This is a genomic window from Nosocomiicoccus ampullae (assembly GCF_019357495.1).
In the GTDB taxonomy this organism is placed as follows: domain Bacteria; phylum Bacillota; class Bacilli; order Staphylococcales; family Salinicoccaceae; genus Nosocomiicoccus; species Nosocomiicoccus ampullae.
Window position 1 is genome coordinate 1,456,297 of sequence record NZ_CP079110.1, and the last position, 23,293, is coordinate 1,479,589.

General features: G+C 35.4%; 27 protein-coding genes. 1 reads left to right on the plus strand and 26 read right to left on the minus strand.

The annotated features are described in order from the left end of the window. Positions 1-16 precede the first annotated feature (16 nt). The 10 genes from KPF49_RS07545 to KPF49_RS07590 all read right to left on the minus strand — a co-directional run bounded on the left by KPF49_RS07545 (position 17) and on the right by KPF49_RS07590 (position 8,076). Positions 17-643, minus strand: a complete 627-nt coding sequence (locus tag KPF49_RS07545; protein WP_183675390.1) for a 50S ribosomal protein L25/general stress protein Ctc — start codon at positions 641-643, stop codon at positions 17-19. A 115-nt stretch (positions 644-758) separates the two neighbouring features. Beyond that, positions 759-1,733 (minus strand): ribose-phosphate diphosphokinase, encoded by a 975-nt coding sequence (locus KPF49_RS07550; protein WP_183675388.1) that lies wholly within the window; start codon positions 1,731-1,733, stop codon positions 759-761. Between the two features lie 15 nt (positions 1,734-1,748). Beyond that, on the minus strand, positions 1,749-2,861 hold the full coding sequence (locus KPF49_RS08170) for a DapH/DapD/GlmU-related protein (protein ID WP_183675386.1): 1,113 nt from the start codon (positions 2,859-2,861) through the stop codon (positions 1,749-1,751). A 107-nt stretch (positions 2,862-2,968) separates the two neighbouring features. Continuing rightward, positions 2,969-3,277 (minus strand): septation regulator SpoVG, encoded by a 309-nt coding sequence (gene spoVG / locus KPF49_RS07560; RefSeq protein ID WP_183675384.1) that lies wholly within the window; start codon positions 3,275-3,277, stop codon positions 2,969-2,971. 46 nt (positions 3,278-3,323) lie between these two features. Next, positions 3,324-3,704, minus strand: a complete 381-nt coding sequence (locus tag KPF49_RS07565; RefSeq protein ID WP_183675382.1) for a RidA family protein — start codon at positions 3,702-3,704, stop codon at positions 3,324-3,326. Positions 3,705-3,732: 28 nt separating this feature from the next. After that, positions 3,733-4,566 carry a pur operon repressor gene (gene purR, locus KPF49_RS07570; RefSeq protein WP_183675380.1) on the minus strand — a complete coding sequence of 278 codons (834 nt, stop codon included), beginning with the start codon at positions 4,564-4,566 and terminating at the stop codon, positions 3,733-3,735. A gap of 33 nt (positions 4,567-4,599) precedes the next feature. Beyond that, the gene (gene ispE / locus KPF49_RS07575; RefSeq protein WP_183675378.1) at positions 4,600-5,439 is read right to left on the minus strand and encodes a 4-(cytidine 5'-diphospho)-2-C-methyl-D-erythritol kinase; all 840 of its coding nucleotides are present in this window, start codon (positions 5,437-5,439) and stop codon (positions 4,600-4,602) included. Between the two features lie 158 nt (positions 5,440-5,597). After that, positions 5,598-6,527, minus strand: a complete 930-nt coding sequence (locus KPF49_RS07580; protein WP_183675376.1) for a metal ABC transporter substrate-binding protein — start codon at positions 6,525-6,527, stop codon at positions 5,598-5,600. Continuing rightward, entirely contained in the window at positions 6,518-7,345 is an 828-nt protein-coding gene (locus tag KPF49_RS07585) for a metal ABC transporter permease (RefSeq protein ID WP_183675423.1), read from the minus strand. Before KPF49_RS07585 ends, KPF49_RS07580 begins: the two co-directional genes overlap by 10 nt. A 5-nt stretch (positions 7,346-7,350) precedes the next feature. After that, positions 7,351-8,076, minus strand: a complete 726-nt coding sequence (locus KPF49_RS07590; RefSeq protein ID WP_183675374.1) for a metal ABC transporter ATP-binding protein — start codon at positions 8,074-8,076, stop codon at positions 7,351-7,353. 1,676 nt (positions 8,077-9,752) lie between these two features. Here KPF49_RS07590 and KPF49_RS07595 point away from each other — a divergent pair. After that, positions 9,753-10,526 carry a putative hydro-lyase gene (locus KPF49_RS07595; protein ID WP_183675370.1) on the plus strand — a complete coding sequence of 258 codons (774 nt, stop codon included), beginning with the start codon at positions 9,753-9,755 and terminating at the stop codon, positions 10,524-10,526. A gap of 51 nt (positions 10,527-10,577) precedes the next feature. Here KPF49_RS07595 and KPF49_RS07600 read toward each other — a convergent pair whose 3' ends face one another. From KPF49_RS07600 to KPF49_RS07675, 16 genes are all read right to left on the minus strand, one after another. Next, the gene (locus KPF49_RS07600; RefSeq protein WP_183675368.1) at positions 10,578-11,507 is read right to left on the minus strand and encodes a nucleoside hydrolase; all 930 of its coding nucleotides are present in this window, start codon (positions 11,505-11,507) and stop codon (positions 10,578-10,580) included. Between the two features lie 52 nt (positions 11,508-11,559). Then, positions 11,560-12,459, minus strand: coding sequence for a ribokinase (rbsK, locus tag KPF49_RS07605; RefSeq protein ID WP_183675366.1), 900 nt, complete (start codon positions 12,457-12,459; stop codon positions 11,560-11,562). A 142-nt stretch (positions 12,460-12,601) separates the two neighbouring features. Next, entirely contained in the window at positions 12,602-12,889 is a 288-nt protein-coding gene (locus KPF49_RS07610) for a Veg family protein (RefSeq protein ID WP_183675364.1), read from the minus strand. A gap of 110 nt (positions 12,890-12,999) precedes the next feature. Next, positions 13,000-13,881: a 16S rRNA (adenine(1518)-N(6)/adenine(1519)-N(6))-dimethyltransferase RsmA gene (gene rsmA / locus KPF49_RS07615; RefSeq protein WP_183675362.1), complete on the minus strand. Its 882-nt coding sequence runs from the start codon at positions 13,879-13,881 to the stop codon at positions 13,000-13,002. Next, positions 13,881-14,435: a ribonuclease M5 gene (gene rnmV, locus KPF49_RS07620; RefSeq protein WP_246562735.1), complete on the minus strand. Its 555-nt coding sequence runs from the start codon at positions 14,433-14,435 to the stop codon at positions 13,881-13,883. The genes rsmA and rnmV overlap by 1 nt, the downstream gene beginning before the upstream one ends. A 44-nt stretch (positions 14,436-14,479) precedes the next feature. After that, positions 14,480-15,247, minus strand: a complete 768-nt coding sequence (locus KPF49_RS07625) for a TatD family hydrolase (RefSeq protein ID WP_183675360.1) — start codon at positions 15,245-15,247, stop codon at positions 14,480-14,482. Positions 15,248-15,263: 16 nt separating this feature from the next. After that, on the minus strand, positions 15,264-17,231 hold the full coding sequence (gene metG / locus KPF49_RS07630; protein WP_183675358.1) for a methionine--tRNA ligase: 1,968 nt from the start codon (positions 17,229-17,231) through the stop codon (positions 15,264-15,266). Between the two features lie 22 nt (positions 17,232-17,253). Continuing rightward, positions 17,254-18,075 carry a 16S rRNA (cytidine(1402)-2'-O)-methyltransferase gene (gene rsmI / locus KPF49_RS07635; protein ID WP_183675356.1) on the minus strand — a complete coding sequence of 274 codons (822 nt, stop codon included), beginning with the start codon at positions 18,073-18,075 and terminating at the stop codon, positions 17,254-17,256. Then, on the minus strand, positions 18,072-18,326 hold the full coding sequence (locus KPF49_RS07640; RefSeq protein ID WP_183675354.1) for a GIY-YIG nuclease family protein: 255 nt from the start codon (positions 18,324-18,326) through the stop codon (positions 18,072-18,074). The genes rsmI and KPF49_RS07640 overlap by 4 nt, the downstream gene beginning before the upstream one ends. After that, positions 18,319-19,047 carry a tRNA1(Val) (adenine(37)-N6)-methyltransferase gene (locus tag KPF49_RS07645; protein WP_183675352.1) on the minus strand — a complete coding sequence of 243 codons (729 nt, stop codon included), beginning with the start codon at positions 19,045-19,047 and terminating at the stop codon, positions 18,319-18,321. Before KPF49_RS07645 ends, KPF49_RS07640 begins: the two co-directional genes overlap by 8 nt. A gap of 44 nt (positions 19,048-19,091) precedes the next feature. Further along, the gene (locus KPF49_RS07650) at positions 19,092-19,412 is read right to left on the minus strand and encodes an initiation-control protein YabA (RefSeq protein WP_221265277.1); all 321 of its coding nucleotides are present in this window, start codon (positions 19,410-19,412) and stop codon (positions 19,092-19,094) included. A gap of 2 nt (positions 19,413-19,414) precedes the next feature. Next, positions 19,415-20,221 carry a PSP1 domain-containing protein gene (locus KPF49_RS07655; protein ID WP_183675348.1) on the minus strand — a complete coding sequence of 269 codons (807 nt, stop codon included), beginning with the start codon at positions 20,219-20,221 and terminating at the stop codon, positions 19,415-19,417. 7 nt (positions 20,222-20,228) lie between these two features. Beyond that, positions 20,229-21,122: a hypothetical protein gene (locus tag KPF49_RS07660; protein WP_183675346.1), complete on the minus strand. Its 894-nt coding sequence runs from the start codon at positions 21,120-21,122 to the stop codon at positions 20,229-20,231. A gap of 2 nt (positions 21,123-21,124) precedes the next feature. Further along, positions 21,125-21,454: a cyclic di-AMP receptor DarA gene (locus KPF49_RS07665; RefSeq protein WP_183675344.1), complete on the minus strand. Its 330-nt coding sequence runs from the start codon at positions 21,452-21,454 to the stop codon at positions 21,125-21,127. Further along, positions 21,451-22,083 carry a dTMP kinase gene (tmk, locus tag KPF49_RS07670; RefSeq protein ID WP_183675342.1) on the minus strand — a complete coding sequence of 211 codons (633 nt, stop codon included), beginning with the start codon at positions 22,081-22,083 and terminating at the stop codon, positions 21,451-21,453. The genes KPF49_RS07665 and tmk overlap by 4 nt, the downstream gene beginning before the upstream one ends. Before the next feature lies 1 nt (position 22,084). Then, the gene (locus KPF49_RS07675; protein WP_183675340.1) at positions 22,085-23,287 is read right to left on the minus strand and encodes an Orn/Lys/Arg family decarboxylase; all 1,203 of its coding nucleotides are present in this window, start codon (positions 23,285-23,287) and stop codon (positions 22,085-22,087) included. Positions 23,288-23,293: the final 6 nt, after the last annotated feature.

Consider the following 23,293-nt stretch of genomic DNA (forward strand, 5'->3'; position numbering starts at 1 on the left):
AGCATAATAATTATAATTACTCTTCGTCTTCAGATGATTCTTCAGCAGCTTCTTCTGATTCTTCAGCGTCTTCTGCTTCTTCAACTTCTTCCTCTTCTTCTTGAGGTACTGAAACCATCGCAAGAGTAGTGTCATCTTCGTCTTCAATCGTGAATGAGAACTGATCGCGGACATCTCCAACTGTAATTGAGTCTCCAACTTCAAGTTCTTCTACGTTAACTTCAATTTCTTCTGGAATGTCTGCTGGACGTGCTGTAACTTCAACAACGAAGTTAGGTTGTTCAACAACACCGCCGTCTTTTTCACCAGCAGCTTCACCAACAGTAACGATGCTTACTTCAACAGTTCTTTCTTCGTCCATGTTGATTGCGATGAAGTCGATGTGATCAATTCTATTTTTTAATGGTTCGAATTGATATTCGTTAACCATTACCTGAACTGACTTACCGTCAAGCTCTAGGTCAATAACACCGTTACGTCCGATTTCACGGATAAGTTTGATGAATTCAACTTCATCAACAGTAACAGATGTATTCTCTACATTGTAACCGTAAAGTACTGAAGGTACTTTACCAGCTGCACGTAATTCATTGAGTTCACCTTTAGTTAAACTCTCTCTTGAATCCGCAACTAGTTTTGCCATTATATTTTCCACCTTTCATAAACTAGCAGTCATTTTACCACTTTAACAAATAGCCATACGTAATAATACCATAAAAGAGACCAAATTGTAAAAGTATTTTAACTGTATTTACATTTTAGTCAAATAAACGACTCACTGAACGCTCTTCGTGAATACGAGTAATTGCTTCAGCAAGGAGTTCTCCGACAGAAAGTTGTTTAATTTTATCGATTTGTTTTTCTTCTGGTAATTGAATTGAGTTTGTAACGATAACTTCTTTGATTTGTGATTCACTTAAATTTTGAATTGCTTTACCAGATAATACTGGGTGTGAACAACATACATATACTTCTTTTGCGCCTTCTTCGATTAACTTATCTGCAGCAATTTTAATTGTGCCACCTGTGTCGATAATGTCATCGATAACGATTGCTGTTTTACCTTTAATATCTCCAACGATACTCATAACTTCCGCTACGTTTGCGCGTGGGCGACGTTTGTCGATAATCGCGATTGGTGATCCGAGTCTTTCAGCCATGCGACGTGCACGAGTTACCCCACCGTGGTCTGGTGACACGATAACGACTTCTTCTTCATAGTTTAAGTCGTGTTTTTCATCTTCAAAGTATTTTGTAATTAACGGCACACTCGTTAAGTGGTCGATTGGAATGTCGAAAAACCCTTGAATTTGTGCAGCATGTAAATCGATAGATACTACGCGGTCTGCACCTGTAGTTTCAAGTAAGTTTGCAACAAGTTTTGCTGTGATTGGTTCACGTGGACGTGATTTTCTGTCTTGACGTGCATAACCGTAGTACGGAATGACTAAGTTAATACGGCGTGCTGACGCGCGTTTTAACGCATCTACCATAATAAGTAATTCCATTAAATGATCGTTCACTGGTTCTGAAGTTGGTTGTACAACGAATATATCTTTCCCACGAACACTTTCTAAAATGTCGACTTGAACTTCTTTGTCAGAGAAACGATTCACTTTACATTTCCCAAGTTCGACTCCTAAATGTTTAGCGATTTCTTCAGCAAGTGGTTCATTTGCAGATAAAGTAAATACCTTCATATTATCTTCAGGGTTTTTTTGGTTATTTGTCATAATATCCTCCAACGATTAGTTTTTATAATAATTTTCTTTAGTCGTTTGACGCTCACGTGCGATTGCTAGACTGTCTGATGGTACGTCGTCAGTTACTGTGCTTCCTGCAGCAATCACTGATCGTTCACCAATTTCAATTGGCGCCATCATATTTGTGTTACAGCCGATAAATGCATCATCTTTAATAATTGTTTTATACTTATTCACACCATCGTAATTTACTGTAATAGATCCACAACCAATGTTTGTACGCTTTCCGACCTCTGCATCTCCAATATAACTTAAATGAGACACTTTTGCACCATCATCTACGAAAGATTTTTTCGTTTCAACGAAGTTTCCGATTTTTACAGATTCACCAAGCTTTGTGCCTGGTCGAATTTGTGCAAATGGACCAATTGAAGTCCCATCTCCAACTTCTGAATCTGTAATGACTGAATGTCTAATTTGTACATTATTTCCAACTCTAGCATTCGTTAATTCGCTGTCACCTCTGATTTCACAGTTTTCTCCGATAACTGTTTCTCCTTCAATAACAGCACCCGGATAAATGATGGTATCCATTCCAATCTCTACTGTGCTATCAATATACGTCTGTTCTGGGTTAATAATCGTCACACCATTATCCATTAATTTGTCTAAAATTACCGTTTGGTATAAGTAACGTGCGTTTGCGAGTTCTTTTCTCGTTTCGACAATAAATACTCCAAAGTCCGCTTCAACTGCCCCAATTTGTTTTGCCATATTATCAATCGTATCTAACTTAAGATTAGACACTTCTTTATGAGAAGCTATTAACACTTGACCGTCGACCACGTAAATATTGTCCATATCTTCTTCGTATAAACTTTGGTACATTTCATTAAAAATAAGTGGTGAACGACTGTCGACAAATACTGTATCTTGTTTTTCTAATTGAGTTGCGTCTGTAAGCACTGGATACGATTCAAACGTCTCATCTAACCCTTCTTTTGACGTTAGGTAAATATCATAAACGCCTGAAAGTTTTAGCTGATTAATAATATGTTGTAATATCGTTGTGCCACATAATTTGTGTAGTGTTGTATGTGTGTTTGATTTCATTAAAGATGTATCAACATCTGTTAAAATGACTGCTTGCCTTTGCATAATATAATATGCCTCCAAAATTGTTTACTTCTTTTACTATTTTACAATATTTCTCGGGAAATTTAAAAATATAAAAAAGCTAGGGAATTCTGCCCTAGCCTTCGTGATTACTCTTCTACTTCTTCGTCTTCATTTACTTCTTCATCAGGTTCTACTGGATCTTCAGTTTCTTCATAGACACGCATTACTTCTTCTTGGACATGTTGTCTCATGTCTGAATTAATTGGATGAGCGATATCTCTAAACTCACCGTCTGCTGTACGTTTACTTGGCATCGCCACGAACATACCATTATTTCCGTCAATTACTCTTAAATCATGCACGACAAACGAATCATCAAAAGTAATTGATGCTAATGCTTTCATTCGCGTATCCGGATTGTTAACTTTACGTAATCTTACATCTGTGATTTTCATAATTTGTGAGTCCTCCTGTAGTAAGTAATTCGGACATGTGTTTCTATTATTTAAAAGAAGCGATGAGTTCTATTTCAACTTTTACATCTTTTGGTAATCTACTCACTTCAACACATGATCTCGCTGGTAGTTTACCCGTAAAGTACTCGCTGTAAACTTCGTTAATGTCTTCGAAGTGATTCATATCTGAAATAAAGATTAACGTCTTCACAACGTTATCAAAATCTAATCCAACTTCTTTAAGAATCGCACCGAGATTATCTAACACTTGTTTTGTTTGTGCTTTTACGTCACCAGAAACGATTTCGCCTTTTAAATTTAATGGAATTTGCCCTGACGTATAAAGTAAGTCTCCAACTTTCATCGCGTGACTATACGGTCCAAGTGCTTCTGGTACGTTTTTTGTATTAATCATTTCTGTATTCATAGTAAACACATTCCTTTCCAGTTGTTATCTATCCCTTTTTAAAGTTATCTAAACAATTCCCAGGCTCTACAGTGAACGTTTCGTTAAACTCATCAATTTCTGACACTTTAACGATTGACGTATATTCTTTATAGCGGCGCTTACCACTATTATCTTTAGATTCAGCGAGTACTGTTACTCCGACGACTGTCGCTTCAAATTCTTCCATTAAACTAATGACCCCATTAATCGAACCACCTGCACGTAAAAAGTCATCGATAACTAGAACACGACTTCCTTGTTTTAACGTGCGTTTTGCGAGGATCATCGTTTCAATTTTTCGAGTCGATCCAGATACGTAGTTCACAGACACTGTCGACCCTTCAGTTATTTTATTATCTTTACGGATTACAGCGACCGGTACGTTTAATTTTGTCGCCACAGCATGTGCCATCGGAATTCCTTTTGTAGCGATTGTTACAACAGCATCAATATGCTTATCTTCATATAACGTCACGACAAGATCTGCTAACTTTGTCATAAGAGACGCATTTCCGACAATGTCCGATAAGTATAAGTATCCACCTGGTAATAAGCGATTCGACTGAGAAATTTCTTCTTCAAATTCCTTAACAATTTCCACTGCCGTATGATAATCGATTTTTGGTATAAAAGTCACTCCACCATTTGCACCGTGGGTTGTCACAATTTTACCGATATTTTCATTTTCAAATACTTCTTTTAAAATTCGAAGATCTTCACTAATCGAAGACTTCGCTTGTGTAAATTTATCTACAAAAGTAGATAAAGGAACACGTGCATTTGGGCGTCTTGTTAAATACTCTGTAATGAACACGAGCCGTTCACTGCGTTTATACTTCATTTGTTTCTCTCCATTTAGCTTTTTGTAGTTCATTTACCCGATTAAACGTACTTTGTATACTTCGTCACAAATCCCTTTAATTGCGTTAAATAACTGCGTTGCTTGATGTTCTTTCTTACAAATGCCGTACACTGTCGGTCCACTTCCACTCATTAGTACACCATCTGCTTTACTTTGCTTAAAACATTCGAGTAAACTGTCTACTTTTTTATAGCGTCGTCTCGTAATATTTTGTAAATCATTTGATAGTGCTGCTATGACGTCTTCGTATGTACCGTTATTTAAAGCTTCAACCATTTTCTTCGTACCACGATTTGACTTCTCTTTACGAACTGCTTGGTATATTTGCTTTGTTGAGACACTAAGCCCTGGTTTTGCGAGAACAACCCATGCATTCACTGGCTTTTTAAGCGGCTGTGTCATTTCACCACGTCCTTTTGCGATTCTTGTACCACCATACACGCAAAAAGGTATATCCGACCCGATTTCAGCACTACGACGTGCGAGCTCATTTATATCTAAATTTAAATCAAACAATGTGTTCATGCCTCTAAATGTCGCAGCTGCATCTGAACTTCCACCACCAAGTCCAGCAGACACTGGGATATTTTTGTCGATATGGATATTTACACCACCTGCTCCGTACTCTTGCATAATTAAAGCAGCCTGGTAAACGAGATTTTTCTTACCGAGTGGTAAAAATCCATAATTTGAAGATAAAACAATTCGATTATCTTGTCGCTTTTCAAATGTAAGATAATCATTTAAATCAATTGTTGTCATCACCATTTCGACTTCATGATATCCATCGTCGCGCTTATAGAGTACATCTAGCGTTAAATTAATCTTCGCTGGTGCTGTTTCTATATGCATATCATCCGTCCCTTACTGATTAATAAATTACTTATAATGATACTAATTTTTTTATATTATCTAAAGGAAAAACTCTTTTTTATCGCTTAAAAAAGACGGATTAGAATCTTCTAATCCGTCTTAATATATAACATTTTAGTTATGGCATACTAAAAATATTATTGATTCATACCGTCAGATAAGACGTTTAGGTTGTATCTTAAGTAATCTAAGTAAGTACTTGCTTCACTATCTTGGTTACCGATCTCGTCACTATATAGTGGTTTATCGTAAATCGGTACGCCAGATTCTTTAGATACAGCTTCCATTGGACGTCTATCGACATTTGATTCTACGAATAATACAGGTGGTTGGTGTTTTTTAACAAAGTCTGTTGCATCTTTAATTTGTTGTGGAGAACCGTTTTCTTCTGTATCAATCGCCCAGATATATCCTTCTTGAATATTATATTGCTCTGTTAAATACTGGAATGCAAATTCACTCGCAATTAAAATTCTACGATCATCTGGAATATCCTCAAATGTCTGACGATAATCATTTTCGATTTCCTTTAACTCATTAATATAATCTTCTCCACGTTCTTTATAGTACTCACTATTTTCTTCGTCGAGTTCGATTAGTGCACTTTTGACAGCTTCTGCCATCTTAATTCCAACGTTTGGGTCAATAAATGAGTGTGGGTTAATTTCTTCATCAGCAGTCCCTTCTGCTAAATACATCGGTTCAACGTCGTCCGTTGCACGAAATATTTTGTCCTCATCATAATCAACTGATGACACGAGTTTGTCTAACCAACCACCGTTTTCACCTTCTAAGTTCAATCCGTTATAAAATAACGCATCACTATCTGTTAAGAACTGAATGTCTTCTGGCTTTGGATCGTATTCATGTGGGTCTGTACCAAGTGGTACTAAGTTATATACCTCTACATGTTCGCCTCCAATTGCTTCAACCATGTCTGTCATGATTGAGAATGTCGACGTAATTTTTAACGGCTCGTCAGTTCCTTCATCTGCAGTTTCAGATGAACAGCCTGTTAAAATAAGTAACGCGACTAAAATACCTGATAATTTTTTAATTAAATCCATTTCCATAAAACTCCTTTCTTAGGTGCAAATATAAATGCGAGTAAGAAAAATGCTGTTGCAACGAGCACAATCGTTGGACCACTTGATAGGTTGAATTTAATACTAAACATTAGTCCAATAATTGCTGAGATTCCGCCAAGACTCGCTGATAATATAATCATGGATGACATACGTTTTGTGAGTAAATACGCAGTCGCTGCTGGTGTAATTAAAAGGCTCACAACTAATACAACCCCGACAGTTTGTAGTGATACGACTGTAACGAGTGTGAGCAAGACCATTAAACCGTAGTGAATAGTTTTTACCGGCATACCGCTTGCTTCTGCCATCGTTGGATCAAATGTTGTCATTAAAAATTCTTTATAGAATAACACAACAACAAATATTACAACTCCAGCAACAATCAGCGTTAATGTTCTATCGACATCTCGAACTGTTAATACGTTACCAAATAGTATTTCTGTTAAATCCATAGCCGTATTCGCCTTAGCAATAAGAAGTACCCCAATTGCAAAAAATGTCGAAAACACAATTCCAATAGCTGAGTCATTTTTAATATTACTGTTCTGATTAATAAACCCAATGCCAATCGCTGCAAGTAAACCGACAACAACAGCACCAATGAAAAAGTTAATGCCGAGCATAAACGAAATCGCAACACCTGGTAACACCGCATGGGAGATTGCGTCTCCCATTAACGCAAGTCCCCGTAAGACGATAAAGCTCCCAATCACACCACATACGATTCCTACAACTAATCCTGTGAGTAATGCTTTTTGAAAGAACTCATAAGCAAAAATATCTTGAAAGATATTCATGACCATTATGCTTCACCTGCTTTCACAATGATGTTATCACCGTATGCTTCTTTTAAGTTTTTCTCAGTGAATACTTTATCGACTGATCCGTAAGCTAATACACCATGGTCAACTAATATAAGACCATCAAAATAGTCGTGCACTTTACTTAAATCATGATGAACAATTAATATCGTAATGCCGTCTCTTGCCATTTCTTTTAAGACGTTGACGATAACTTTTTCACTTTTAACATCAATCCCAACAAATGGTTCATCTAAAAACACAAGATCACTATGTTGCGCGAGTGTTCTAGCCATTAATATGCGCTGAAATTGTCCGCCAGATAGCTCTCCGATTTGACGATCTTTAAATTCTTCCATACCAACCTTTTTAAGACTTTCTAACGTACGTTCCTTTTCTTTTTTACCTGGGCGTTTAATAAGCCCGAGATTTGGATACGTACCCATCAATACACAATCAAATACAGTCATTGGAAAAGTCATATCTATATTTGCTCGCTGAGGGACGTAAGACGTACGCTTTGCATGTTTTTTCATACGCTCACCATTAAAAGTCACTTGACCTGAACTTGGCACAAGATCTAGCATGCCTTTAATCAAAGAAGACTTACCAGCACCGTTCGAGCCGATAATGCCATATATATTACCTGTTTCTAGTTCAAATGACGCATCACGTATCGCATGGATATGTTTATCGTATACGACATTTAAATCTTCTACCTTTAGCATTTTATATCACCCTATCTTTGTATAATTTTTAGGATACCATATATTTATTTTTTAGTAAACCCTAAACATTTAGAAAATGATGAGAGTTTGAGGGTGGAGTTGCATTTATTCGTGTGAATAATTGTTTTTTTGCAGATAAAGAACGACTGTGTGAGCATAGAATTCATGTTTCGTTGCTCTTATTTACAAATTCGAGCTTGCAGCACTAAAATTTGTTAAATATATCCAGTTATTTAACAAAAAATCAGAATTGCGAACTATTTTTGTTAGATAAAAAAATATATTTAACAAATATCAATCGACTCAAGCAAAATATGTTAAATATATCCGGATATCTAACAGAATCACCATTTTTTTGTTAAATATAATTTTGCGAAGTATTTTATTACCCTTGAGAAGATAAACAGTCTATTTCAACCGCTTAGCTGCAAGACACCACGCTTTTCATCTCTCTTATTTACAAATTTATGCCTTGGATGCGGAAATTTGTTAGATATATCCAGTTATTTAACAAAAAAGATGATACATTAATAATGAGTGAGTCTATCTCTAAAGATAAAGAAATTACTACCAATTATTTAATATCAGAAAATGAAGTTAGTACATATGCATTAACAGACAAACAAGTCTTCGCTTTAGAATGGGCTTGTATATTCTCAAGCTACATGGGATGTATAGGAACATCACTAGCCGCAGGAGCAGCTGGAACACTAATTTCCAGACCTGTAGTAACTGTTACTGGAGCCTAGGAGGATGAGCTTGCAGATACCTTTTCCAAACACCAGTTGAACAATTCGGCGGAAAACAAGCCGCTTGTAAATTTTTTAGTTAAAGTGAGTTTTATTTTATGAGTAAAAGAAAAAATTATATGAAAATAATTTCATGGATAATACTTATAATATTTATTGATGTAATATTATTCTCGTTTTTACCTGATTCTAATTGGTTAGAAATATTATTTAGTTTCTCTACTATCATGATCGTGGGTGCAATAGGAGTAACTATAATTTTAAAAATATTTGATTAATTTTTATTCCTGTTTACTTCTAGTGTGACCAACAGCGAAGCAAGATAAAAAAGTTGTAGAATGACTTGAGAACAAACGACCTCAAGTCATTCGAATTTTTAGTATGTTTATGTTCGATATTCTAGAAAAATTTCCTCATAATGATAGCATCTTTAAACCTTTACATCATCTGCATGTTGCCTCTCATTCTTTATTTCGATTTTATAGACATTCATGACTAAAGGCCCATACAAGGTCTTATACACTCAATTTTATGATTTTTAAGGAAATCCTTTAGTTGATTAAAACCTAATTTCACTGCTTAACATCAGGAGACTACGCTTTTCATCTCTCTTATTTACAAATTCGAGCTTGCAGCACTAAAATTTGTTAAATATATCAAGTTATTTAACAAAAAATCAGAATTGCGAACTATTTTTGTTAGATAAAAAAATATATTTAACAAATATCAATCGACTCAAGCAAAATATGTTAAATATATCCGGATATCTAACAGAATCACAATTTTTTGTTAAATATAATTTCTCGAAGTATTTTATTACACTTGAGAAGATAAAACTCCTTCGTCCACCCACTTTATCTTCAAAAAACTACCACTATAACAAAACTCATGTAAACTATAAGTAACGATTGAACTAGGAGAGATATTATGGATGCTTATAAAGTTCGCGAACGTATTAGAAGTGGGCAACATAAGAAAACAACTTCTGGACTTGCAAATGATAATGTGCAAGCGAATCTTGTTGTCCTCCCTAAAGAGTATGCATTTGATTTTTTACTTTACGCGATGCGCAATAAAACACCCATTCCAATTATCGAAGTTTTAGAAGATGGTAAATTTAAGAGTCGATACGCAAAAGATTCCGACATTCGCACAGATATTCCGTTTTATAATATTTACAAAAATGGTGAACTCGTTGACACAGTCGAGGACGTAAAAGAATTTTGGCAAGATGATTTTGTATCATTTTTAATTGGATGTAGTTTTACGTTTGAAGACGCGCTTATAAAAGCAAATATCCCACTTAAACATATTGAAGAAAATAAAAACGTTGCGATGTTTAAAACAAATATCCCAACTGAACGCGCAGGAGTATTTCATGGAAATATGGTCGTTTCAATGCGCCCAATCAAAAAAGAATTCGTTGACCAGGCTGTTGAAATTACGTCACAGTTTAAAGATATGCACGGCGGGCCAGTACATATCGGTGATCCAAGCGCAATCGGTATTACTGATATTAGAACACCTGATTACGGAGAAGCTATTGAACTATCTGAAGATGAAGTTCCTGTATTTTGGGGATGTGGTGTAACTCCACAAAACGCTATTTTACAAGCGAAGCCACCAATTATGATCAGTCATAAACCAGGATATATGTTTATTACAGATATTAATAACGAAGCGTTTAAAGATTCGAAATAAAAGTGATAAGTAAAAACCAGTTCTATAAATAAAATAGAACTGGTTTTATCTTTATTTCTTTAATGTATCTATGAAATCTTTAACAAATCGTTCTCCATCAACTGCTGTACATACTTTCATGTTCGGCTCTTTGCCAAGTTGACCTCTAAAGTCTGCGATTGTTTGTCCGTAACTTAACGGACTTTGTATTTCTACATCTACATATACAGGTACTGTTTCTACATATGATTCGTCGAGCACGTATCCAATTGTCAGTGGATCATGTAGTGAACATTCATTTTTTCCATGTAGCTTTTCTCCGTATGAGCGATATATTTCTGTTGAATCTTTTACATAGTCAAAGTACTTCGTACCTTCTAATTCGTTTATATGGTCCATGTTAAGTTGTGTTTGATGTGTGACATCTAAACTGACCATTGTGATGTCGAGTCCTTTATGGAAGACAACTTTCGCTGCTTCAGCGTCTGCAAATATATTAAACTCTGATGTTGGAAGTTTATTTCCGTAACCTGCTTTACTGACAATTCCACCCATTAATACGAGGCGTTTAATTTTATGTTTAATCCCTGGCGACTTTTTCATAGCAAGTGCTAGATTTGTAAGTGGGCCTACCATGACAAGTGTGACTTCCCCAGGATATTTATTTACTGTATCGATAATAAAGTCTGCGGCGAACGTGTCTTCTAATTCCATTGTAACTTCCATATCATCTAGTGCATTTCCGATACCGTCTGTACCATGTACATGGTATTCGTGCTCAGGCTCTCTTAAATATGGTTCTTCCGCACCTGGATATACTTTAATATCTCTTCTGTCTGCAAGCTGAAGAATTTTTAACGTGTTTTTAGTAACAAAATCGAGCGGTACATTACCATTCACCGTCGTAATTCCTAAAATATCTAGTTTTTTACTTTCAATCGCATATAAAATTGCGAGCGCATCATCAATTCCAGTATCTACATCTAAAATAATTTTTTCCATTAGTAATCTCCTTTAAAAGAAAAACATAATAATAATTATAGAAGCTCTGAAATCAATTTTTATACTCCGCTTCTTCTAATATTTTTAATACTTCTTCTCGTCTTGGCATACCACTTTGTGCACCGAATTTTGTCACACTGGATGCTCCTGCTGCGTTAGAGAATTCTAGACTTTCTTTTAAGCTTTTACCGCTTGATAATTCACTTACGAGTGCACCGTTAAAGCAATCTCCAGCCCCTGTCGTGTCAACGACTTCTGCTTTAAAGCTTTTCACTCTTACTTCTTCATTATTTTCATTATAGTAATAACAACCCTCTTTACCGTCTGTGACGATAATCTTATGTTTAAAATCCATAATATTTGGATGATAACTTTCTAGTTGTTGTAACTCTAATCTATTCGGTGTTATATACGTACAAGATTCTAATATGTTGTCAGTAAGTGCCGCAGCAGGTGCAGGATTTACAATAAGTGGAATCTCATTTTCTCTACATAGTGTTGCAAGATAGTCCACTGTTTCTATAGGAATTTCGAGTTGCGTTAACACATAATCACTATTTAACACTTCATTTTTATGTATTTCTAAAAATTCTGGTGTTACATACTCATTAGCACCTGGTACGATAATAATTGAATTATCTTTGTGACCTACGGTTACACATGCGATACCTGTCGATACATTTTCAACAGGTGTTTCATCAGCAAGTTTAATACCTCGTGATTTAAAATTTTCAACAATTTCAGTACCGTAAAGATCTTCGCCAACTCGCCCAATAAACGTCACGTCATTACCAAGTTGCCTTAGAGCAACGGCTTGGTTCGCACCTTTACCTCCACTTGTAGTTGTAAAATCTTTACCTATAATTGTCTCACCAATTTCAGGGTGCTGATCTGTTACGACGACGAGATCCATATTTAAACTACCGACGACGGTAATTTTTGATTCACTCATAGTTTTTCTCCTTCTTCTATTTCACTCAAACTTATTGCCTTAACCGTATTAAATAAGTGTTAAAAAGTCAATTGCTTATGAATTTTTTAATATATTAAAAAACTCTCCAATCACAATAGTTGGAGAGTTTACTTTTAAGTATTTAATTTGCCACTTCTTCGTCTTCAATCAATACAAGTTTCTCTGTCTTGTCTTCATTGAAAACTGTGATTTCTACATGTTTAGTCAAGATGTCTGAATATGAATATGAGACACATTCAAAGTTATGTTTTTCTGGATCAAGTTCGACGACAAATATCGCTGGATGTGTTTCTCTTAACACACCTTTACGTCTAATAATTGTACGTCTACCACCCTGTGCTTCAAGTAATACGGGACTTCCTACTTCGTCTTCTAAGATTCCTCGGATATCTCTTAATGTCTTTGGCATAGTTCATCCACCCTTATCTTTACTTGCCTTATTATACCATTTTCTCACAATTTAGTCAATTTAATTTGAAAAAGATAACCGTTTTGACTATACATTCAGATTAATTTTTGTTAAAATTTAAGATTACTATTTTTGAAGCTTTCGTAAATACGGGCATATTCTTCAATTGATAAGCTCTCACCACGTCGTTTTGGATCGATGTTCGCTGCTTCTAGCATATCTAATATTTCTTGTTTTTTCTTTTTACCGTTGACAAATAAAGTTTGATAATTGTTATAGATTGTCTTTCTTCTCATCAGAAATGCCCCGCGCGTTAATTTAAAGAATGTTTCCTCATCGTCTACTTTAACGGGTGGATGCTCGTGCCTTACGAGTTCAACGACGATTGAGTCAACATTTGGTGGTGGCATAAATACTGTTTTTGGTACATTCTGAATAACTTTTGCTTCAGTGTAATACTGAATTGCAATCGATAAAGAGCCATAACTTTTACTACTTGGAGATGCACTCAATCTTTCGCCAACTTCTTTTTGCATCATCGTGTAAAATCGTGAAATCTTTTTATGATACATTAAAAAGTTCATAAGAATTGGTGTCGTAACGTAATATGGCAAGTTCGCAACAACAATCACTTCTTTAACATCACTAAATTCTTCGTCAATAACTGTTTCAATGTCTGCTTGTAAAATATCCTCGTGGATAATTTTAATGTTATCATACGCACTTAACGTATCATCTAATACTGGGATTAGACGGTCGTCAATTTCAAAAGCGACAACTTTTTTTGCGACTTTTGCAAGTTGTTCAGTAAGTGATCCGATTCCTGGACCCACTTCAATAACACCAATTTCGTCATTAATTTCTGCTTTTCTTAATACTTCTTGAATGATGTTTTTATCGATTAAAAAATTTTGGCCTAAACTTTTTTTCGTATTAAAGTTATACTTTTTTACAATTTCCTTTGTGCGACTAACTGTTGCGATATCTTTCATTAAACATCTTCCTTATAATCTTTTAGCACGTCTACGATCGTTGCTTTTTTAATTGAATATCGGTTAAATTTTTGCCTCATACTATTCGCATTCGCATATCCAATATTTAATTTTTCGGATACATAATGGCGTCTATCTTTAGAATCTTTTTGTCCAGATAACTTTAAGTCAATCATATCGCTTTTTGAGATTGTCTCTTCATCTTTTACTGAACTTGTTACAACTCTTTCTAGCGCTTCTTTTAGATCATTCGGTGACGCGTTTTCAACACCGATTTTACCTTGCTTATTTTTTGCTTTACTACGACTAATAAACGCTTCTTTAATATTTGGGAATCGTTCAAGTATCGTATTTCTAATTTTTTGACCTGGATAATCTGGGTCAGTAAAAATAATTGCACCTCGAGTATTTAACGCAACTTCTATTTCTTCAAGTGTACGATTACTAATCGCAGACCCATTTGTTTCAATCGTCTCACAGTTAAATACTTCGTTTAAACGACTTGTGTCATCACGACCTTCAACGATGATGATTTCTTTTATGTATGGTTTCACTATAACTCTTCCTTTTAAGTAAAATAGGGGCATCACTGCCCCCATTAAATATTGTAAATTCTTTTTGCGTTTTCAGTCGTTGCTTCTTCTACTTCTTCAATAGAAATACCACGAAGTTCTGCAAGTTCTTCTGCAACAAGTCGAACGTGCTTTGGTTCGTTACGTTTTCCTCTATATGGATGAGGAGTTAAGTACGGCGCATCTGTCTCTACAACGAGTCGATTTAGTGGGACGTACTGCGCCACTTCTTTCGGGCGTTTAGCATTTTTAAACGTAATAACACCAGCGAGTGACACATAAAAGCCCATATCTAATACTCGGTCGATTTGTTCATCTGTACCGTTATGAAATGAGTGCATGATGCCACCGACTGTTTTTGCGTCGTTTTCTTCTAATATACGAATCGCATCTTCTTCTGCCTCACGGTTATGAATAACAATTGGTAAGTTGACGCGTTTGGCGAGTTCGATTTGTTTAATAAATACTTCTTCTTGTACATCTTTTGGCGACTTATCCCAGTGATAATCTAGTCCCATTTCACCAATCGCTACGATTTTTTCATTGTCTGCGAGAGATTCAATCCACTCTAGATCTTCATCAGTACAATCAACCGCATCGACTGGATGCCATCCGATGACGCCGTATACCTCATCGTACGCTTCGATTAAATCCATCGTACGTTGAATCGTTTTACGATCAAACCCGATAACGACAAATTTTTCCACACCATCTTCTTTAGCACGTGTAATGACGTCATCAATTTCACCTTCATATTGATCTGCGTTTAAATGAACGTGTGTATCTATTAACATCGAATTTCTCCTTTAACTATTTAACAATACTACCGTTTTCAATACCATTTGGTACGGATACGAGTGTCAGTCTCGCATCTTTTTCTGCTGTAAGAATCATTCCTTGAGATAATTCACCACGAAGCTTTACTGGTTTTAAGTTCGTAACAACGAGTACTTTTTTACCAATAATCTCATCCGCTTCATAATGTTCACGAATTCCTGAAACGATTTGACGCTCTTCGTTTCCAAGATCTACTTTAATTTTGAGTAATTTATCTGCTTTCGGATGTTCTGTAGCATTTACAATCGTTGCGACTTTAATTTCGACTTTGTCGAAGTCGTCGATTGTAATTTCTTCGACTTCTTCTGTGTCTTCCTCAGTTGCTGCAGGAACTGTTTTTGACATCTCATCCTTAATGAATTGAACTTCTTTTTCGACTTCAAGTCTTGGATAAATTGGTGTTGCTTTACTAGCTACTGGTTCAACGTATTTTACACCGCCGTAATTGTAAATAGAATCATATTCAGTTTGTGATTCAGTCAGACCAAGTTGCTTAAAGATTTTTTTAGAACCTCTTGTTAAGAATGGTTGCGTTAAAATACCAATAATACGGATGTTCTCAGCTAAATGGAACATAACGTTACCAAGCTCTTCTGTTTTTTCTTCACGCGCTAATATCCAAGGTGTTGTTTCATCGATATATTTATTTGTACGACTTACAATTATCCACACTGCTTCAAGTGCACGGTTAAATTGTAATTCTTCCATTGAGTCCTCGTACTTCTTAATATTATTTTTAACTGTTTCTTCTAAGTTAGTATCAAAGTCATTTTGCGCGCCGTTGTACTCAGGTACTTCACCGTCAAAGTATTTATTAATCATCGAGACTGTACGATTGACTAAGTTACCTAAATCATTCGCAAGATCATAGTTCACTCTGTCGACGAATGCCTCGGGTGTAAATACTCCGTCAGAACCAAACGGTACTTCACGCATTAAGTAGTAACGTACCGCATCTAATCCAAAGCGCTCAACGAGCATATCTGGATACACGACGTTTCCTTTAGATTTAGACATTTTACCGTCTTTCATGAGTAACCAGCCGTGTCCAAATAAGCGTTTAGGTAATGGTAAGTCTAACGCGAGTAACATAATTGGCCAGTAAATTGCGTGGAAACGGACGATTTCTTTACCGATCATTTGAACGTTTGCCGGCCAGTATTTTTCAAAGTTTGACGGGTCATCACTGTTATAGCCAAGTGCTGTAATATAGTTCGCAAGTGCGTCAATCCATACGTAAATGACGTGTTTCGGGTTTGAACGCACTGGAATTCCCCAGCTAAATGACGTGCGCGTCACTGCTAAGTCTTCGAGTCCTGGTTTAATAAAGTTATTAATCATTTCATGTTTTCTCGATAAAGGTAAAATAAACTCAGGATTTTTTTCGTAGTGTTCTAATAACTGATCTGCGTATTTACTCATTTTAAAGAAGTAACTTTCTTCTTTTACACGCTCAACATCGTGACCACTCGGTGCTTTACCACCAATGACGTTACCATCTTCATCTTTATACACTTCTGCAAGTTGTGTTTCAGTGAAGTACTCTTCGTCTGACACTGAGTACCAACCTTCATACTCGCCAAGATAAATATCTCCTTGTTCTAGAAGTTGCTCGAAAATATCTTGGACTGCTTTTTTATGGTAGTCATCTGTTGTACGGATGAACTGATCGTTTGTAATATCTAATAGCTTCCACAGTTCTTTAATTTCTGTCGCCTTATCATCGACATACTCTTGTGGGGATTCGTTTAAGCTTTTCGCTTTCGTTTCAATTTTTTGACCATGCTCATCTGTACCTGTTAAATAATGCACATCATACCCTTGCAGGCGTTTATAACGTGCAAGAACATCTGTAGCAATTGTTGTATATGAGTTACCAATATGGAGTTTACCACTTGGGTAGTAAATTGGCGTCGTAATATAAAATGTTTCTTTCGTCATGGAAATCTCCTCTATTTATCTATTAAGTTCTATGATACGTATCATAGACATCCTGTGTTTTTAACTGTCGTAGCTTTGCTACTTCTTTAATTGCAGCTTTTGGCTTCAACCCTGTTTCAATTAACATATCGACGTGTGTATTTATATCCATATCAAATTCTTCGACTGAATCGTCAACATGTCTTTCTATTACTATAACAAATTCGCCCTTTAAAGGGATATCTGACGCGAGCTTTTCTCTAACATTTTTCGCTGTGTCTGTCACTGTTTGTTCGAATCTTTTTGTGATTTCTCTTGAAATCGACACGACTCTTTCTTCGTCGAATTTATAAATATCATCGACGAGTTGTTTTACTCGGTACGGTGATTCATATAAGACAGACGTCTTGTCATGTGTTAATATTTCTTCTAGCTTTTCTTTACGCTTCTTATTTGATTTCGGTAAAAATCCGAAGTATGTAAATTCAAACGATTCAATGCCAGATAAAACAACTGCTTGCTGAAACGCACTCGCCGCTGGAATGACTGTATAGTTTAAATCTTCACCTTGCATACTTTTCACAAGTTCATATCCTGGATCTGATATGACGGGCATCCCTGCATCACTAACAAGTGCAAACACTGTGCCTCGTTTCATTTCTTCTATAATATCTTTTGTAATAGTTTCTTTATTAAAATCATGATAGCTTTTTAAAGGTGTTGTGATATCAAAATGATTCAGTAATTTAATTGTCATACGTGTATCTTCTGCTAAAATAACGTCGACATTTTTAAGCGTATCGATTTGTCTAAAACTCGCATCTTCTAGATTTCCGATTGGCGTGCCTACAATGTATAAGTTCATCGTTTCACCTCAGACATTAACTCTTCTTTTTGTACTCGTGTTAGCTGCTTAATTGCGTACTCTCTTTTTAACGCTTCACTTTTTGTATCAAAACTCTCCGTATATTTTAAAGTAACCGGCCGTCTTGCACGCGTATACTTCGCACCTTTACCGCTATTATGTACTTTAATACGCGCTTTAACATTAACGGCGTATCCTGTGTAATATGTACCGTCACTACATTCTGCGATATAGATATGATGTTTACCCATAGTAAATCGCTTCAACCTCTTTTGTATATTCCCCATGTGTATTGTATATATAAAGTGGTGGTAACACTTTTACAAGAGCAGTACTATTAAATATCGCTTCAACGAGTACAAAATGCGCCGTCTCATTTTCAGGTTTACTATAAACAAATTGTAATTTTGACACTGTAAAATTATTCTCATGTAATAACGAAATAATTTCATGCACGCGTTCTGAACGGTGGACCATGTAAAATTTACCCTTATTGTTAATCAGGTAGCGCGCCGCTTCAATAATCCCTTTTAAGTCAATTAAAACTTCACTTCTCGCGATTTCGTGATGCGTCAAACTGTGCGTCGGCTGATTATTTTTAAAGTACGGTGGATTTACTGTAATTAAGTCAAACACTGAATGATTATACTTTAATTTTACATCTTTTAAATCGAGGTGCTCAATCTCTATTTGTTCTTTTTTACCATTTAAATCAATCGAACGCCTCGCCATATCGACAAGTCTTTCTTGCACTTCGATACCTGTAATTGGCTTTTTCGTTTTATATGATAAAAGTAACGGAATAATTCCATTACCACTACAAAAATCCGCAATATTTTTCACGCGTTTTGTGACGTGGACAAAATTACTAAGTAGTAGCGCATCAATTGAAAAGCTAAACGTATCTTTACTTTGTATTATTTGAAAATTTTCACGATATAAATCATCTAAACGTTCGTTTTCTTTTAGCATATCGATAGCTCCTCACAAAAATAAAAGCAGCGAGTGCGCTGCTTTTATAAGTCTCGAGTTAATATTTCTTGGCAAAACAAGCATTTTTCACCGTGACGATGCGTCCCAAACGATACGTTACATACGTGAAAACCTTCATCGTATAGACTTTGTAACGTATTACTTTTAAACGTTTCTTTTTTTGTTTTCTCTTTGTCAGCAGTCGTTTCTTTAAGTAACTCTTTAAAATTTTTGTTTTCCATTTCTAAACGAACATTTTCTTCTAATAATTTAACTGTTCGTTGTTTTAACTCTTCGAATTCTTCATTCAGCGTATCGAGGTGTTTTTCCATTTTAAGAATATGTTCAAATAGCTCATCACGCATCACTACACCTCATTTGCTTCCAATTCATCTAAACTAAACTCATGGATATAATTATCTTTATTTTTCGTGCGAATTTGAAGTTCTAATATATTTAACCCTATCACTTCAACTTTACCTTGAGGTGTGTAGATAAACTCACCAACATCCGGGAGTTTTTCACGCGCTTCTTCATATTGATCATTTTCATAGCTTAAACAGCACATTAAACGACCACATGCGCCAGAAATTTTCACTGGTGTCAGTGATAAGTCTTGGTTTTTCGCCATTTGAATTGATACTGGCTCAAAGTTACCAAGGTATGTCGAACAACAGTGACTATACCCACACGGTCCAACACCTCCAAGATATCTCGCTTTTTCACGTAAGCCAATTTGTCTTAATTCAATACGCGTTTTAAATTGTTGTGCGAGTATACGAACAAGCGACCTAAAGTCTACACGCTCATCCGCCGTAAAGAAGAATATAAGTTTTTCTTTATCAAGAGAATATTTAGAAGTGAGTAAATACATTGCTAAATTTTCTTCTCTAACTGCATCTATACAAAATGATAGTGCAGCTTCCGCTTCTTTATCATTTAGCTGATCCTTTAAAAAGTCATCATTTGTCGCTAAGCGGATAAATTTACCATCTGGCTCGACAATGTCATCTTTAGACACTTGATAACTTTCTTTCAGCACTCTGTAAAGAAATTTACCATGCTTAGTTTCTGCGACGATAACATCGTCGTAATTTAACGGTTCACCGTTTTTTACTTCTAGATATACTACTTCATTATATTTTAAAAGTGTTGCTTTTACTAACGTCAACATAACACGCTCAACCTTTCGAGCTAATAATCATGCTCTCCATCACGAGCATATTGTTTACATTAAAATTAAGCATTTTATTTGCTTCTTCAATTTTTTCTAAGTTTTTTGTAAGCTGAATGACATTTACTAAATTAGGTAATGAAACATCAAAATGCTTTTTGTAATCGATGTTTAAAACATCATACATCGCTTCACGCATCATACCATCTAATAATATCAAAACAAGAAAATAATCTCGACGCTCTTTACATAACTCAGTGAGTGTCGTTAAACGAATTAATGCACGCGGATCATTTTTTAACCAAAGTTCCACAACGCGAATAGATGCTGTGACAATTTTTGAGAACCTGTCCTCAAGATCTAGGACGTGATCATAGTTTAGACCATAATCTTTTACGACTTCTTGAAGTTTTTCTGGTAAATCTTCTAATATCTCAACTGATTCGTCTTTTCTTCTAGGGATATAGATGTATTGACTCCTAGAAAGTGTAGTCGGTAAAATACTGCTTTTATCTGTTGTTAATAAAATCGCAATTGTGTTTTTCGGTGGTTCTTCTAAAAATTTTAATATACTATTTTCAGCTTGAACGGTTAACTTATCAAATGCTTCAATAATATACACTTTAAAGTTAGACTGCACCGGCTTTTGACTCATTTGGTACATTAAATCCTGGACGTCTTCTTTTTTTATTGTCGCAGCATCTGTTTCTAAATAGTAGAAATCTGGGTGGTTAAATGACTCAATCATTTGCTTGCTACGTGCATCATCTGAAAGAATTTGTGTCGCAAATTCAATAGACACCGCTTTTAAAGTTTCCATCGAATCACTTTCAAATAAATAAGCATGACTCAGCTTATTATTTTCGATGATTTTAGTTAACGTATGAGAAACATCAACCATACTTAAAATCTTTCAAACTGTTCAATTGGAAGGACGAATACTGTCGCTCCACCAACTTCTACTTCGACTGGATAAGGGATATATGAATCCGCATTACCACCCATTGGTGTAACTGGTGCAACCGTTTGTTCACGGTTTCCACATGTATCGTCAATAACATTTAATAATTCATCGACACGTTCATCTTGAACCCCACATAAAAATGTCGTGTTCCCTGAACGTAAAAACCCACCAGTTGAAGCGAGTTTCGTGTTTCTAAAGTTATTTTTAGTTAATTTATCAGTTAATCTTTGACTATCGTGATCTTGTACGATCGCAATTACCATTTTCATATTCTTTCACCTCTAGATTTAATAAATTGTTCTATTATATGAATCGTATCGCTTAATACAGCTTCTACATTTTGATTTGCATTGACCGTTTTAATACGATTTGGATATTTCTCTGATAACTTATTATATCCCATAACAACACGTTCATGAAAGTCTACCTCTTCGTTGTCTAATCGATTATGCTCGATATCATTATCTTTTTTACGTAATAATCCAATTTTTGGATCAAGTTTAAGATAAATCGTTAAGTCAGGCATATACGTGTCTATCGCAAACTGATTTATCGTAAAAATAGACTCAAATCCAAGTCCTCTTGCGAATCCTTGATATGCTAGACTACTATCTATAAAACGGTCACATAATACAATTTTACCATTTTTTAGAGCTGGTATGATTTTTTCTACTAAATGGACGCGCCTACTCGCTGCAAAAAGTAATGCTTCTGTTTGACCATCCATATCGTGTTCATCATTTAATAGCAGATCTCGAATGGATTCACTTAACGAAATCCCACCCGGTTCACGAGTAACGAGTGTTTCGTAGTTGTTTAAAAGGTATTCATTAACCTCTTTTATAATTGTTGATTTTCCAGAGCCTTCTGGTCCTTCAAATGTAATGAAGACACTCATATTATACCTCAATCTTATAGTACTCTAAGTTTTTCCTTAGTCCTTCTATTTTAACATTTTTCGTTACAAATTCATCCAATAGTTTAATATCGATAAATTCCCCTTCTAATATTAAAGGTACTCCTGGTGGATACGGGGTAATCGTCTCAACTGCAACTTTTCCGTCGAGTTTAGAAATGTCTATTTTTTCATCTTTTATCTTTTTTATATTTAACTGATTAATGTTACTTAATAGCTCTTGGAATGGATATGTGTCACCATAATGCAACAACGGCAGACACCATAACACTCCCCGGTGACTGACCATTTCACTATAAATATTAACATCTCTTAAACTTCTTTCTAAATCATACGGTGAAAATCCTTCGATACTGAGTACAAGTTTTGCTGGATCATCGACAGTTTCAACTATAATATTATTCTGTTTTAAATGTTCGATGAGTTCAGCACGCTTTTTAAAAAATATTTCATCATTATAAGTATTATAAAAATGAAGCGCATTCTCAATTGATGCCATCACTAGATAGTTCGGCGATGAGGTTTCAAAGATATTAATGTAATGCATAATCTTTTCATACAATCGTTTTTCTTTTACAAAAGTCACTGACGCACCTGTAAAGCTCGGTAGCATTTTATGGTACGACTGAATGACAACATCAACGTCACTATGTATTAAAGACCGAGGAAAGTTTCTCGTTACGTTAAAGTGTGCCCCGTGTGCTTCATCGACAATAATACGTACATCTTTTTCTTTTGCCTTTACAATGATGTCTGTAACGTCTAAAAGATCACCATAATAAGTTGGAGACGTAATTACAATTACGTCTCCTGATTTAAGTAAATCTATATTGAACTGCTTTGGTTGCTTATTCAAGAGGGAAAGTGCATTGTATAAAGATTTATGAGATTCACCTATATAGAAAAAGTCATTACTTTGATTATTTAATGCGTGTACAGATGCTAGCATTCCAGTCGTAGAACCATTTACAACAAGTTGTGCGTAACAATTATGAACACTTCCAAGTGTATCGTTTAACTCTTTTAATATATCCTCAGGTTCATGTAAATTATCTAATCCTGGAACTTCTGTTAAATCATAATCGATTTTAATGTCAGATAAAAAACCAATCGTATTATTTTTATGTCCAGGAACGTGCATTGAAATACCACTACTGACTTTTTTTAATGCATCATGTAAATCCATTTAATT

Coding starts and splice junctions, on each gene's coding strand:
- KPF49_RS07665 (WP_183675344.1), bottom strand. CDS start 21,454: ATGAAAATGGTAATTGCGATCGTACAAGATCACGATAGTCAAAGATTA.
- KPF49_RS07660 (WP_183675346.1), bottom strand. CDS start 21,122: ATGGTTGATGTTTCTCATACGTTAACTAAAATCATCGAAAATAATAAG.
- KPF49_RS07600 (WP_183675368.1), bottom strand. CDS start 11,507: ATGGAAAAAATTATTTTAGATGTAGATACTGGAATTGATGATGCGCTC.
- KPF49_RS07565 (WP_183675382.1), bottom strand. CDS start 3,704: ATGAATACAGAAATGATTAATACAAAAAACGTACCAGAAGCACTTGGA.
- KPF49_RS07645 (WP_183675352.1), bottom strand. CDS start 19,047: ATGCTAAAAGAAAACGAACGTTTAGATGATTTATATCGTGAAAATTTT.
- KPF49_RS07585 (WP_183675423.1), bottom strand. CDS start 7,345: ATGAATATCTTTCAAGATATTTTTGCTTATGAGTTCTTTCAAAAAGCA.
- rbsK (WP_183675366.1), bottom strand. CDS start 12,459: ATGAGTGAATCAAAAATTACCGTCGTCGGTAGTTTAAATATGGATCTC.
- KPF49_RS07625 (WP_183675360.1), bottom strand. CDS start 15,247: ATGTTAATAGATACACACGTTCATTTAAACGCAGATCAATATGAAGGT.
- KPF49_RS07650 (WP_221265277.1), bottom strand. CDS start 19,412: ATGCGTGATGAGCTATTTGAACATATTCTTAAAATGGAAAAACACCTC.
- tmk (WP_183675342.1), bottom strand. CDS start 22,083: ATGAGTGTCTTCATTACATTTGAAGGACCAGAAGGCTCTGGAAAATCA.
- KPF49_RS07545 (WP_183675390.1), bottom strand. CDS start 643: ATGGCAAAACTAGTTGCGGATTCAAGAGAGAGTTTAACTAAAGGTGAA.
- KPF49_RS08170 (WP_183675386.1), bottom strand. CDS start 2,861: ATGCAAAGGCAAGCAGTCATTTTAACAGATGTTGATACATCTTTAATG.
- purR (WP_183675380.1), bottom strand. CDS start 4,566: ATGAAGTATAAACGCAGTGAACGGCTCGTGTTCATTACAGAGTATTTA.
- KPF49_RS07595 (WP_183675370.1), top strand. CDS start 9,753: ATGGATGCTTATAAAGTTCGCGAACGTATTAGAAGTGGGCAACATAAG.
- rsmI (WP_183675356.1), bottom strand. CDS start 18,075: ATGAACTTATACATTGTAGGCACGCCAATCGGAAATCTAGAAGATGCG.
- rsmA (WP_183675362.1), bottom strand. CDS start 13,881: ATGAAAGATATCGCAACAGTTAGTCGCACAAAGGAAATTGTAAAAAAG.
- KPF49_RS07675 (WP_183675340.1), bottom strand. CDS start 23,287: ATGGATTTACATGATGCATTAAAAAAAGTCAGTAGTGGTATTTCAATG.
- KPF49_RS07590 (WP_183675374.1), bottom strand. CDS start 8,076: ATGCTAAAGGTAGAAGATTTAAATGTCGTATACGATAAACATATCCAT.
- spoVG (WP_183675384.1), bottom strand. CDS start 3,277: ATGAAAATCACAGATGTAAGATTACGTAAAGTTAACAATCCGGATACG.
- KPF49_RS07655 (WP_183675348.1), bottom strand. CDS start 20,221: ATGTTGACGTTAGTAAAAGCAACACTTTTAAAATATAATGAAGTAGTA.
- KPF49_RS07610 (WP_183675364.1), bottom strand. CDS start 12,889: ATGCCAAAGACATTAAGAGATATCCGAGGAATCTTAGAAGACGAAGTA.
- KPF49_RS07640 (WP_183675354.1), bottom strand. CDS start 18,326: ATGGGTAAACATCATATCTATATCGCAGAATGTAGTGACGGTACATAT.
- ispE (WP_183675378.1), bottom strand. CDS start 5,439: ATGCATATAGAAACAGCACCAGCGAAGATTAATTTAACGCTAGATGTA.
- metG (WP_183675358.1), bottom strand. CDS start 17,231: ATGACGAAAGAAACATTTTATATTACGACGCCAATTTACTACCCAAGT.
- KPF49_RS07550 (WP_183675388.1), bottom strand. CDS start 1,733: ATGACAAATAACCAAAAAAACCCTGAAGATAATATGAAGGTATTTACT.
- KPF49_RS07580 (WP_183675376.1), bottom strand. CDS start 6,527: ATGGATTTAATTAAAAAATTATCAGGTATTTTAGTCGCGTTACTTATT.